At 70.4% G+C, this 11,648-nt stretch carries 11 protein-coding genes; 2 read left to right on the top strand and 9 right to left on the bottom strand.

Annotation, left to right across the window (positions count from 1 at the left end; genetic code table 11):
• Nucleotides 1–33: 33 nt before the first annotated feature.
• The 9 genes from J2N69_RS23000 to J2N69_RS22960 all read right to left on the bottom strand — a co-directional run bounded on the left by J2N69_RS23000 (nucleotide 34) and on the right by J2N69_RS22960 (nucleotide 10,537).
• Nucleotides 34–1,311 (bottom strand): thymidine phosphorylase, encoded by a 1,278-nt coding sequence (locus J2N69_RS23000; protein ID WP_230902430.1) that lies wholly within the window; start codon nucleotides 1,309–1,311, stop codon nucleotides 34–36.
• Nucleotides 1,312–1,432: 121 nt separating this feature from the next.
• Nucleotides 1,433–1,843, bottom strand: a complete 411-nt coding sequence (locus tag J2N69_RS22995) for a cytidine deaminase (RefSeq protein ID WP_269075624.1) — start codon at nucleotides 1,841–1,843, stop codon at nucleotides 1,433–1,435.
• Nucleotides 1,840–3,102 (bottom strand): ABC transporter permease, encoded by a 1,263-nt coding sequence (locus J2N69_RS22990; protein WP_230902429.1) that lies wholly within the window; start codon nucleotides 3,100–3,102, stop codon nucleotides 1,840–1,842. The genes J2N69_RS22995 and J2N69_RS22990 overlap by 4 nt, the downstream gene beginning before the upstream one ends.
• Nucleotides 3,099–4,247 carry an ABC transporter permease gene (locus tag J2N69_RS22985; protein ID WP_230902428.1) on the bottom strand — a complete coding sequence of 383 codons (1,149 nt, stop codon included), beginning with the start codon at nucleotides 4,245–4,247 and terminating at the stop codon, nucleotides 3,099–3,101. Before J2N69_RS22985 ends, J2N69_RS22990 begins: the two co-directional genes overlap by 4 nt.
• Nucleotides 4,244–5,962 carry an ABC transporter ATP-binding protein gene (locus tag J2N69_RS22980; RefSeq protein WP_408056775.1) on the bottom strand — a complete coding sequence of 573 codons (1,719 nt, stop codon included), beginning with the start codon at nucleotides 5,960–5,962 and terminating at the stop codon, nucleotides 4,244–4,246. Before J2N69_RS22980 ends, J2N69_RS22985 begins: the two co-directional genes overlap by 4 nt.
• A 67-nt stretch (nucleotides 5,963–6,029) precedes the next feature.
• Nucleotides 6,030–7,082 (bottom strand): BMP family lipoprotein, encoded by a 1,053-nt coding sequence (locus tag J2N69_RS22975; RefSeq protein ID WP_127909639.1) that lies wholly within the window; start codon nucleotides 7,080–7,082, stop codon nucleotides 6,030–6,032.
• Between the two features lie 264 nt (nucleotides 7,083–7,346).
• Nucleotides 7,347–8,432: a BMP family lipoprotein gene (locus tag J2N69_RS22970; RefSeq protein ID WP_230902427.1), complete on the bottom strand. Its 1,086-nt coding sequence runs from the start codon at nucleotides 8,430–8,432 to the stop codon at nucleotides 7,347–7,349.
• A gap of 204 nt (nucleotides 8,433–8,636) precedes the next feature.
• Nucleotides 8,637–9,896, bottom strand: coding sequence for a M20 family metallopeptidase (locus tag J2N69_RS22965; RefSeq protein WP_408056774.1), 1,260 nt, complete (start codon nucleotides 9,894–9,896; stop codon nucleotides 8,637–8,639).
• A 119-nt stretch (nucleotides 9,897–10,015) separates the two neighbouring features.
• Nucleotides 10,016–10,537 (bottom strand): hypothetical protein, encoded by a 522-nt coding sequence (locus J2N69_RS22960; protein ID WP_230902426.1) that lies wholly within the window; start codon nucleotides 10,535–10,537, stop codon nucleotides 10,016–10,018.
• A gap of 284 nt (nucleotides 10,538–10,821) precedes the next feature.
• On the opposite strand from J2N69_RS22960, the gene J2N69_RS22955 reads away from it, so the two are divergent.
• Together J2N69_RS22955 and J2N69_RS22950 are read left to right on the top strand one after the other, a co-directional pair.
• Nucleotides 10,822–11,121, top strand: a complete 300-nt coding sequence (locus tag J2N69_RS22955) for a hypothetical protein (protein WP_230902425.1) — start codon at nucleotides 10,822–10,824, stop codon at nucleotides 11,119–11,121.
• A 56-nt stretch (nucleotides 11,122–11,177) separates the two neighbouring features.
• Nucleotides 11,178–11,624 carry a protein-tyrosine phosphatase family protein gene (locus J2N69_RS22950; protein ID WP_230902424.1) on the top strand — a complete coding sequence of 149 codons (447 nt, stop codon included), beginning with the start codon at nucleotides 11,178–11,180 and terminating at the stop codon, nucleotides 11,622–11,624.
• Nucleotides 11,625–11,648: the final 24 nt, after the last annotated feature.

The raw sequence follows: 11,648 nt of genomic DNA, 5'->3' as shown, positions 1-11,648 counted from the left end.
CTCCCGCAGCCCCCTGGCCAAGGGCCCGACCCCCTAGCCGATCCGGTCCAGCACGATCGGCGTCGCCGAGAACGCCGTCCCCGCGGGAGCGATGTCGTACGAGCCCGCCACCGACTCCAGCGCGTACGCGAACCGCTCCGGCGTGTCCGTGTGCAGGGTCAGCAGCGGGGCGCCCGCCTCGACCGTGTCGCCCGGCTTCGCGTGGAGTTCGACACCCGCGCCCGCCTGGACCACGTCCTCCTTGCGGGCGCGGCCCGCGCCCAGGCGCCAGGCGGCGACGCCGATGTCGTACGCGTCGAGCCGGGTCAGGACGCCGGACGACGGTGCCGTCACCACGTGCTGCTCGCGGGCCACCGGCAGCTTCGCGTCCGGGTCGCCGCCCTGCGCCGCGATCATGCGGCGCCATACGTCCATCGCCGAGCCGTCGGCCAGCGCCTTCGCCGGGTCGGCGTCCTTCAGGCCCGCCGCGTCGAGCATCTCGCGGGCCAGCGCCAGGGTCAGTTCGACCACGTCCGCCGGGCCGCCGCCCGCCAGGACCTCGACCGACTCGCGGACCTCCAGGGCGTTGCCCGCGGTCAGGCCCAACGGCGTCGACATGTCCGTAAGGAGGGCCACCGTGCGGACGCCGCTGTCCGTGCCCAACTCCACCATCGTGGAGGCGAGTTCGCGCGCGTCGTCGAGGTTCTTCATGAAGGCGCCGGTGCCGACCTTCACGTCCAGGACCAGCGAACCCGTCCCCTCGGCGATCTTCTTCGACATGATGGACGAGGCGATCAGCGGGATCGCCTCCACCGTGCCGGTCACGTCGCGCAGCGCGTACAGCTTCTTGTCGGCCGGCGCCAGGCCGTCGCCCGCCGCGCAGATCACCGAGCCGACGCCGTCCAGGACGTTCAGCATCTCCTCGTTGGAGAGCAGCGCCCGCCAGCCGGGGATGGCCTCCAGCTTGTCGAGGGTGCCGCCGGTGTGGCCGAGGCCGCGGCCCGACAGCTGCGGGACGGCCGCGCCGCACGCGGCGACCAGCGGGGCGAGCGGCAGCGTGATCTTGTCGCCGACGCCGCCCGTGGAGTGCTTGTCGGACGTCGGGCGGGAGAGCGAGGAGAAGTCCATGCGCTCGCCGGACGCGATCATCGCGGCGGTCCAGCGGGCGATCTCCTTGCGGTTCATGCCGTTCAGGAGGATCGCCATCGCCAGGGCCGACATCTGCTCGTCGGCGACCGCGCCGCGCGTGTACGCGTCGATGACCCAGTCGATCTGCTCGTCGCTCAGCTCGCCCCGGTCACGCTTGGTGCGGATGACGGAGATGACGTCCATGGCATGTCCTTCCAGCAGTACAACGGCGTACGTACGGGAGTACGTGTCCCATACCTCCGTGACTCTACGCGCATAGAGTCAGGGCGTGAAGAAGCCCCCGCCAACAGGCGGGGGCCCGCGTTCAGTTGAGCCGCTGGGGCCCGAACGCGTCCGGCAGCATGTCCGCCAGCGTCCGCACCCCCGAGGCCGTCTCCAGGAGCAGCTCCGGACCGCCGAACTCGTACAGCAGCTGGCGGCAGCGGCCGCACGGCATCAGGATCTCGCCCTTGCCGTCCACGCACGTGAAGTGCGTGAGGCGGCCGCCGCCGGTCAGCTGGAGCTGGGAGACCAGGCCGCATTCGGCGCACAGGCCGAGGCCGTAGGAGGCGTTCTCCACGTTGCAGCCGGAGACCGTCCTGCCGTCGTCGACCAGGGCCGCCGCCCCGACCGGGAACCCGGAATAGGGCGCGTACGCACGGGACATGGCCTCGCGCGCGGCCTCCCGCAGGGCGTCCCAGTCGGTCCGGTCGGTGTCCGCGGCGGCTGACGTCACTTTCCTTGCCCCTTCCGGTACGGCATTCCGTCCGCCTTCGGCATGCGCAGCCGCTGGGCGGAGAGCGAGAGGACCAGCAGGGTCACCACGTACGGAGTGGCGGTGACGACCTGGTTGGGCACCTCGTCGGTCAAGCCGTACCACAGGAACATGAGCGCGGAGACGGCCGCGGTGAGCACCGCGGGGACGTACCGCTTGCGCCATACGAGGTAGGCCGCGCCGATGATCAGGAGGATCGCGAGGAGCAGCAGCAGCGCGTGGACGTTGGTGCCGCCGCCCCGGAGCTTGAGGCTGTCGGTGTAACCGAACAGGCCCGCGCCGAGCGCCAGTCCGCCCGGCATCCAGTTGCCGAAGATCATCGCGGCGAGGCCGATGTAGCCGCGGCCGCCGGTCTGGCCCTCCAGGTAGATGTTGGAGGCGACCAGTGAGAGGAACGCGCCGCCGAGGCCCGCGAAACCACCGGAGATGACGACGGCCAGGTACTTGTACTTGTAGACGTTCACGCCGAGCGACTCGGCGGCGATCGGGTTCTCGCCGCAGGAGCGCAGCCGCAGGCCGAACGAGGTGCGCCACAGCACCCACCAGCTCAGCGGCACCATCGCCACGGCGACGACGGTGAGCGGCGACAGATTGGTGAACAGGCCGCCGAACAGGCCCGCGAGGTCGGAGACCAGGAACCAGTGCTTGCCGTTGAGGTCGGCCAGCCAGTCGGAGAGCCCCGGCACGGAGAAGCTGCCGAGCGATTCGACGGGCGGCGACTGCTTGGACGTACCGCCCTCCTCGCCCTCGAAGGCGAAGGTGGCGAGGTAGCGCGTGGCGCCGAGGGCCAGGATGTTCAGGGCCACACCGGAGACGATGTGGTTGACGTTGAAGGTGACCGTCACGATGGCGTGCAGCAGGCCGCCGAGGGCGCCGCCCGCGATGCCGAACAGGACACCGACCCACGGGCCCCACTGGAAGCCGGCCCAGGCGCCGAACCAGGTGCCGAGGATCAGCATGCCTTCGAGGCCGATGTTGACCACGCCCGCGCGCTCGGCCCACAGGCCGCCGAGGCCCGCGAGACCGATCGGGACGGCGAGTTGCAGGGCCGTCGACATCTGGCCGGTGGACGTGATGCCGTCGGCGCCGGTGATCATGCGGACCACGGAGGTCAGCACCAGGACGCCCGCGATGATCAGCAGGAGGACGGGGAGCGAGATGCGGCGGCGGCCCGGCGCGGGCTGCTTGGCCGGGGGCTTGACCACGGATGCCGTGCTCATCGGGCAGTCGCCTCCTTCACGGTGTCGTTGGTGCCGTTGCTGCCGTTGTCGGCGTTGGCCCGTGCGGCGGCGGCCAGTTCCTCGCCCACGCGCTGCTGCTGGCGGTTGAGGCCCCAGCGGCGTACGGCCTCGTAGGAGACGACGACCGCGATCACGATGATGCCCTGCATGATCACCGCGATCTCCTTGTCGTACGGCTCCGGCTGGGCGTAGTCGAGAGCGGGCGACGCCTTGTCGAGGAAGGCCCAGAGCAGGGCGGCGAGCGCGATGCCGACCGGGTTGTTGCGGCCGAGCAGCGCGATGCCGATGCCGATGAAGCCGAGCCCCGAGGGGAAGCTGAGGCTGTAGGTGTGGGTGTCGCCGAGCAGGATCGGCATGCCGGACAGGCCCGCGACCGCGCCGGAGATCAGCATGGCGGTGAGCGCCATGCGCTTGGCGTTGACCCCGCTGGCCGCGGCGGCCGACTCGGAGGCGCCGGTGGCGCGCAGGTCGAAGCCGAAGCGGGTGCGGTTGAGGACCAGCCAGTACAGGACGCCCGCGAGGACGGCGACGAAGACGAAGCCGTAGACCTCGCCGCCCGCCAGCTTGATGCCGGGGAACCAGCCCGACTCCTTCATCACGCCGGTGGTCTGGTTGTTGCCGACCGGCACGCCGAAGTTCTTGGTGAGCGTGAGGTAGCCGATGACGCTCGTCGCGATGGAGTTGAGCATGATCGTCGCGACGACCTCGCTGACGCCGCGGGTGGTCTTCAGCAGACCCGCGATGCCGGCCCAGAACGCGCCGGTGAGCATGGCGACCGCGATCAGCAGCGGGATCTGGAGCGCGGCGGGCAGCGCGACGTGCGCGCCGACGACCGCGGTGATCATCGCGGCGAGGCGGTACTGGCCGTCGACCCCGATGTTGAACAGGTTCATCCGGAAGCCGATGGCCACCGCGAGGGCGGCCAGGTAGTACATCCCGGCCTGGTTGATGATCAGTACCTGGACGTCGGAGTAGGTGGCCTGCTCGAACATCAGGCTGTACGGCTCGATCGGGCTCTTGCCCGAGGCGAGCAGCACGCCCGAGGTCAGCACCACGGCCACGATCAGGGCGATGACCGGTCCGGCCACGCCGAGGAGCAGGCGCTCCTTGTCGAACTTCTTCATCGGGTCTCGTCCTCCTCGGAGCCGTCACCGGACTCGACGTGTTCCAGGTGACCGGCGGCGGCACCTGTCATCGCCGACCCCAGCTCCTCGGGTGTGATGGTGGCCGGGTCGGCGTCCGCGACGAGCCGCCCGCGGTAGATGACGCGCAGGGTGTCGGAGAGGCCGATCAGCTCGTCCAGGTCGGCGGAGATCAGCAGCACGGCGAGGCCCTCGCGGCGGGCCTCGCGGATCTGGTCCCAGATCTGCGCCTGCGCGCCGACGTCCACGCCGCGGGTGGGGTGGGCGGCGATCAGGAAGCGCGGCTTGTGGCTCATCTCGCGGCCGACGATCAGCTTCTGCTGGTTGCCGCCGGAGAGCGAGGCGGCCGTCACGTCGATGCCGGGGGTACGGACGTCGTACTCCTCGACGATGCGGCGGGTGTCGGCCTGGGCGCCCTTGATGTCCAGCCAGAATCCGCGCGCGTTCGGCTTCTCGGTGACGTGGCCGAGGATGCGGTTCTCCCACAGCGGGGACTCCAGGAGGAGGCCGTGGCGGTGGCGGTCCTCGGGGATGTACCCGATGCCGTCCTCGCGGCGCTTGCGCGTCGGTACGGCGGTGATGTCCTCGCCCGCCATGCGGATCACACCGGAGTCGGCGTGCTTGAGGCCGATGAGCGCGTCGATCAGCTCGGTCTGGCCGTTGCCCTCGACGCCCGCGATGCCGAGGACCTCTCCCTCGTGGATCGTGAAGGAGATGTCGTCGAGCAGGGCGCGGCCCGAGTCGCCGGCGGCGAGCAGCTTCAGGCTCTCGACCTGGATCATCGGGCGGTCGGTGACCGTCGACTCCGCCGTCTCGGGGGTGGGCAGTTCGCTGCCCACCATCAGCTCGGCGAGCTGACGCGGTGTCGTCTCGGCGGGGACCGCCGTGCCGACCGTCGTACCGCGCCGGATGACGGTGATGTCGTCGGCGACGGACAGCACCTCGCCCAGCTTGTGGGAGATGAAGATGACCGACAGGCCCTCGGACTTGAGCCCGCGGAGGTTCTCGAAGAGCGCGTCGACCTCCTGCGGCACGAGGACGGCGGTGGGCTCGTCGAGGATCAGCGTGGTGGCGCCGCGGTAGAGGACCTTGAGGATCTCCACGCGCTGGCGGTCGGCGACGCCGAGGTCCTCCACGTACGCGTCGGGGCGCACCCCGAGGCCGTACCGGTCGGACAGCTCGACGATCTTGCGGCGGGCCGCGCCGCCGATGCCGTGCAGCTTCTCGCTGCCGAGGACGATGTTCTCCAGGACCGTCAGCTGGTCGGCCAGCATGAAGTGCTGGTGCACCATGCCGATGCCGCGCGCGATGGCGTCGGCGGGACCGGCGAAGGAGACCTGCTCACCGTCGACGGTGATGGTGCCCTCGTCCGGCTTCTGCATGCCGTAGAGGATCTTCATCAGCGTCGACTTGCCGGCGCCGTTCTCGCCGACGAGGGCGTGGACGGTGCCCTTGCGGACGGTGAGGTGGATGTCGTGGTTGGCCACGACTCCGGGGAAGCGCTTGGTGATGCCGGCGAGTTCGACGGCGACGGGCGGAGGGCTGGTGGACGCGTCGATGGCGCACTCTCCTCGGGGGCCAGAGGGCCTGAAGGGGCCTGAAGGAAAGGGGCCGCCTACGCGCGCAGCGCCCCTGCTGCTGAAAAACTGCTCAGTGGTGGGTGTGTGGTCCGCGCGAACGGGGCGCGGGGGAAACATCGTCCCCCACACCCCGTCGTACGAGCATCACGCCGCCGTCACGGCGACCGGTCAGGCGGTCACGCCGTCACGGCGTGGTCTTGACCTTGATCTTGCCGCTCTTGATGCCCTCTTCGGCCTTCTTCAGGGCCGCCTGGACATCCTTCATCTTCTGGAACTCGGGGTTGGAGTCGGCGAGCGCGACACCGCCCGACTTGAGGTCGGCGCGGACGACGCCGCCCTTGGCCGTGCCGTCCTCGACGGCCTTCGCCAGGTTGTAGACGGAGGCCGCGACGTCCTTGGTCGCCGAGGTCAGGATGTACTTCTTGTACTTGGCGAGCGCGTCCTGCTTGTACTGGTCGGAGTCGACGCCGATCGCCCAGATCTTCTTGGCGGCGGCGGCCTCGATGACGCCCTGACCGGAGAGGCCCGCGGCGTGGTAGACCACGTCGGCGCCCTTCTCGATCTGGCCCTGCGCGGCGGTCTTGCCCTTGTCGGGGCTGGTGAAGCCGCCGTCCTCGGCCTTCTCCGTCAGGTACTGCTTGACGACCTTGACCTTGGGGTTCGTGTCCTTGACGCCCTGCGCGAAGCCCGCCTCGAACTTGTGGATGAGGGGGACGTCCACGCCGCCGACGAAGCCGACGGTCTTGGACTTGGTGGTCTTGGCGGCGGCGACGCCCGCGAGGTAGGACGCCTCCTGCTCGCTGAAGACGAGGTCGGCGACGTTGTCGGCCTTGACGGTCTCGTCGTCGACGATGCCGAAGGTGACCTTCGGGAACTTCGCCGAGACCTCCTTGATGGCCGGGGCGTAGGCGTAGCCGACGCCGATGACCGGGTTGTAGCCCTGCTTGGCGAGCTGCGTCAGGCGCTGCGCCTTGTCGGCGTCCGACTCGCCGTCGACGGGCTCGACGGCCTTCTCGCCGACCTTGAACTCCTTGGCGGCCTTCTTCATGCCCACGGTCGCGGCGTCGTTGAAGGACTGGTCGCCGGCACCGCCGACGTCGTAGGCGATGGCGACGCCCTTGTTCTTGTCGTCCTTGCTCGCGGCGGCGTCACTGGACGTACCACCACAGGCGGAGACGGAGACGGCGAGGGCTGCGGTCGCGGCGCCCGCGACAGCTATTCGAGACACCCGGCGCATAGAGACGAACTCCTTGAGTCAAGCAAGCACAAGCACGTACGCGCCTTACCCCGGCGCTGATTTCGCCGCAGCGTAACGCGCGTAGACCTGACATAAGAACCCTTCTGTCCGGTCCGTTATCGACCTGTGGCCACGGGGCGTCCGGCGGGCGAACACGCGGTGGGCGCCCCCTTGATGGGGGGCGCCCAGTCGCCGCAGGACGTACTACGTACAACGGCGGGAGAGGTGCGGGCGGGGTGCTACGTACAACGTCCCCGGGCCGTCCTACGGCACGGTCTTGACCTTCACCTTGCCGCTGACGATGTCCTTCTTGGCCTTCTCCACGGCGGCGACGACGTCCTTCATCGCCGTGTACCTCGGGTTGGAGTCGGAGAAGCCGACACGGCCCGACCCGAGGTCGTAGCGCTGCTCGCCCTTCATCGGCTTGCCCTCGACGACCGACTTCGCCAGGTCGTACACCGCGCCGCCGACGTCCTTGAGTGCCGAGCCCAGGATGTACTGCTTGTACTTGGCGAGGGCCTTCTGCTTGTACTGGTCGGAGTCGACGCCGATCGCCCACTTCTTCTGCGAGCCGACCTCCTGGATGACGCCCTGACCGGAGAGCCCGGCCGCGTGGTAGATCACGTCCGCGCCGGCCTCGATCTGCCCGCTCGCGGCGTTCTGCCCCTTGTCGGGGCTGCTGAAGCCGCCCTCCTCGGGCTTTTCCGTCAGATAGCGCTTCTCGATTTTGATCTTCGGATTGACCGACTTCGCGCCCTGCACGTATCCGGCCTCGAATTTGTGGATCAGCGGAATGTCCACGCCGCCCACGAATCCGATGTGCTCGGCCTTGCTCGCTTTCGCCGCGGCGACCCCCGCCAGATAGGAGCCCTGTTCCTCGTGGAAGACCAGGCCGGCGACGTTGTCCGCCTTCACGGTGTTGTCGTCGATGATCCCGAAGGTGGTGTCCGGGAACTTCTTCGCGGCGGCCGCCACCGCGGGCGCGTAGACGAAACCGACGCCGATCACCGGGTCGTACCCCTGCTTGGCGAGCTGTTCGAGGCGCTGGACCTTGTCGGCGCTGGACTCGCCGTCACCCGGCTCCATGTCGACGCCGCCGATCTTGAACTCCTCGCGGGCCTTGCTGTAGCCCGCGTAGGCGGCGTCGTTGAAGGACTGGTCGCCCTGCCCGCCGATGTCGTAGGCCAGACCGATGCCTTTGCCCTCGTACGACGAGGAGGTGCCGGAGTCCTTCTCCTTGCCGCCCTCTTCTTTGGAGGCCTCGCTGCTGGTCTTGCCGCACGCCGAGGCGGCGAGGGCGAGCGATGCCACGGCCACGGCCACTTGGGAAAGTCTTGATACACGACGCACAGGACGTACTCCTCACGTTCCCCAACGCACCGTTGACGGCGCTGATTTCGGCGCACATTAACGCGCGTAGAAAGGAAGGGAACGGGTTTCCGCGCGGCCGTTACCCATTCGTGCCGGGCGCCGGTCATGCGCGAGGGGCCGGTCGGGTGAAAGGGCGCCCTCTCGGCTCCCTCTCACCCGACCGGCCCTCTTGGGTCACTCGGCTCAGTCGCGCGCCGCGTCCAACAGGGCCGCGGCGGTGAAGAGTTCGACGCCGACCGTGATGGCCGACTCGTCCGCGTCGAAGTCGCCCTGGTGGAGGTCGCGCACGGTGCGCTCCCCCGGCCTGCGGACGCCGAGCCGGGCCATGGCGCCGGGCACGTGCTCCAGGTACCAGGAGAAGTCCTCGCCGCCGAGGCTCTGCTCGGTGTCCTCGACCGAGTGCAGGCCGCGCCGCTCGACCATGGCGTCGCGCAACAGGTCGGCGACGGTCCCGTCGTTGACGACGGGCGGGACGCCGCGGACGTAGGTGATCTCGGACTTGGCGCGGTACAGGTCGGCGATCTCCTGGATGGCGCCGTGCACCAGGTCGGGAGCCTGCCGCCAGGCCCTGAGGTCGAGGCAGCGCACGGTCCCGGACAGCTCGGCGTGCTGCGGGATGACGTTCGGGGCGTGGCCGCACTCGATGCGGCCCCAGGTCAGCGAGAGGCCCGAGCGGGCGTCGGCGCGGCGGGAGACCAGGGCCGGCACCTCGGTGGCGACCTTGGCGACGGCCGTGACGAGGTCGGTGGTGAGGTGCGGGCGCGCGGTGTGGCCGCCGGGCCCGTCGAGCGAGACCTCCAGGCGGTCGCAGGCGGAGGTGATGGGGCCGTGCCGCAGCCCGATGCGGCCCGCGTCGACGCGGGGGTCGCAGTGCACGGCAATGATCTTCCCGACGCCGTCGAGCACGCCGTCCTTGATGGCGTCGGCGGCACCGCCCGGCAGGACCTCCTCGGCGGGCTGGAAGATCAGCCGCACCGGGGCGGGCAGCTGCCCCTTGCGCGCCAGGTCGGCGAAGACCAGGCCGGCACCGAGGACGACGGTGGTGTGCACGTCGTGCCCGCAGGCGTGGGCCCGGTCGGGCACCGTGGAGCGGTAGGCCACGCCGAGCTTGGTGTCCGGGATGGGCAGTGCGTCGATGTCGGCGCGCAGGGCGAGCATGGGGCGCGTCGCGTCCGGCACACCGATGTCGCAGACGAGGCCGGTGCCGCCGGCGAGCACACGGGGCGCGAGGCCCGCCTCCTCCAGGCGCGCCTTGATGGCGGCGGTGGTGCGGAACTCCTGGTTGCCGAGCTCCGGGTGCATGTGCAGGTCGCGACGGAAAGCGACGAGCTCGGCACGGAGCGCTGGGGGCAGCGCGCCGGGAAGGCTTTCCGCGGGCGCGGACTCCGTTCCGAACACGTCGGCGGACACCTCTTCGGTCGCACAGGACATCAGTTGGTTCACCCTCTGAAGGGTAGGGCGATGCAACGGCCAACTAACCCACGATCAACAAAAGTTCAGCCCGATAGGGGAAGAAATAGTGGCCTCGTGGCGCATGGCCGCTGATCGGGGTGGGTAAACTTTCACGCCGCCTCGGGGGCTGCGCAGGCCGTCCGGCGCCTGTAGTAGGCGAGGGCGACCGCCGTCAGCAGGGGCGGCCAGGCGATCAGCGGTATATAGCAAAGCACGAGCAATGCGCTTTGCGCTGTACTGTCCGTCACACCCGATTCGGCCCCCAATCCGGCGATCTGTGCGTAGCAGGCCCAGCCCAGCAGGCCGAACAGACCGGCGGCCCCGAGCAGGGCGGGTGCGACCGCCGCCATCGTCGGCACCGGCCGCCCGCCGATCACGGGTACCCACCCGGGCACGACCTCACCCCACCCGCGCACCAGACCGAGCGTGAGCAACGCCAGCCCCTCGGACACCAGGCTGAGCAGCAGGATGTACACGGCCTCGCCGGTGCCGCGCTGCTCCTGCGCGGCCACGGGCAGCCCGGCCACCAGGGCCACCCGCCAGAGTCCGGAGGGCAGGGTGATCCAGGGCACGGCGTGGGCAGCGAGGACGGCCCAGCGGGGGACGTCGGGCAGGGCGGTGATTCTCAGCATGGGGTGATGCTGTCGCGGGGGCGGCGGCGGGCACGTCGTCACGGAGGCGCGAGTGGTGGGGCGGGGCTCCGCCGGGCGGGGGAGGGAGCACTCCTCCGGTCGGGGCAGGCGGCCGATGGGCCCGGGGGACTCCCGTGGCCTGCCCCATACCCCTTGTAGTTCTGCGTCTTCTAGTTCTGCGTCGCCCCCTGCCCCGCGGTCTCCCGGGCCGCGGCCGTGACGTCCGTGAGCAGGGTGCCTTCGGCGTCCGCGACTTCGCCCCGTACCAGGACTGGAGCCGCATCATGGCCGACTGCCTGCGGGTCGCCGTCGAGAAGGGCGAACTCCAGGCGGGCATCGACCCCGTGGAACTGGCCGAGTTCGTCGTCGAGGCGTGTACGGGCATGCAGACGTACTCGGCCGTCGTCAGCGAGGACCGCGCGGACCTGGTCGACCGCGTCATCCGCATGTGGCGCCTGATGATGCCGGGCATCGCCGTCCCGACCGTCATCGCCCGCACCGAGGTCAGTCCGGCCCGCGCGAAGGCCCTCCTGGACGCGATGACGTCGGCTGCGACGATGTCGCCCGCTCACGGCGCCCCCTGAACGAGCAACGGCGAAGTGCGCTGCCCGGGCCGGTGGTTGCGCCTAGCCTTGCGGGCATGACCGGTGACGCGAAGACGGGTACGTGGCAGGCCGGCGGCGCCGGAGTCCTGCGGTTGCCCTCCGGACGGCTCGTGCGGGGCCGGGGGCTTCGGCGCCCCCTTCCCGACGGTGACGTGCCCGATCTCGGCGTCTACCTCCTCGGCAAGCGGCCGCCCGAAGTCCCCTGGGAAGCGCGGTGGTTGGCCTGGCCCGACTTCCGGCTGCCGAGTGATCGCGCGCTGGCGCGGGGGGTGCTGCGCGAGGCGTGGGAGCGGGCCGCCGAGGAGCGTGTGGAGGTGGCCTGCGGGGGCGGGCGCGGGCGGACCGGGACCGCCCTCGCCTGTATCGCCGTCCTGGACGGGGTGCCTGCCGAGGAGGCCGTCGCCTTCGTACGGGCGCACTACGACCGGCACGCGGTGGAGACGCCCTGGCAGCGCCGGTACGTCCGGCGCTTCGCCCCGTAGTCGGCGCCCTATGCCGTCGCCCCG

The organism is Streptomyces huasconensis, assembly GCF_021028635.1.
Taxonomy (GTDB): Bacteria; Actinomycetota; Actinomycetes; order Streptomycetales; family Streptomycetaceae; genus Streptomyces; species Streptomyces huasconensis.
Note: the sequence above shows the minus strand (reverse complement) of the source record. Positions and strands in the feature narration are given on the sequence as shown.

Coding starts and splice junctions, on each gene's coding strand:
- J2N69_RS22980 (WP_408056775.1), bottom strand. CDS start 5,962: ATGTTTCCCCCGCGCCCCGTTCGCGCGGACCACACACCCACCACTGAG.
- J2N69_RS22985 (WP_230902428.1), bottom strand. CDS start 4,247: ATGAAGAAGTTCGACAAGGAGCGCCTGCTCCTCGGCGTGGCCGGACCG.
- J2N69_RS22950 (WP_230902424.1), top strand. CDS start 11,178: ATGACCGGTGACGCGAAGACGGGTACGTGGCAGGCCGGCGGCGCCGGA.
- J2N69_RS22960 (WP_230902426.1), bottom strand. CDS start 10,537: ATGCTGAGAATCACCGCCCTGCCCGACGTCCCCCGCTGGGCCGTCCTC.
- J2N69_RS23000 (WP_230902430.1), bottom strand. CDS start 1,311: ATGGACGTCATCTCCGTCATCCGCACCAAGCGTGACCGGGGCGAGCTG.
- J2N69_RS22975 (WP_127909639.1), bottom strand. CDS start 7,082: ATGCGCCGGGTGTCTCGAATAGCTGTCGCGGGCGCCGCGACCGCAGCC.
- J2N69_RS22990 (WP_230902429.1), bottom strand. CDS start 3,102: ATGAGCACGGCATCCGTGGTCAAGCCCCCGGCCAAGCAGCCCGCGCCG.
- J2N69_RS22955 (WP_230902425.1), top strand. CDS start 10,822: ATGGCCGACTGCCTGCGGGTCGCCGTCGAGAAGGGCGAACTCCAGGCG.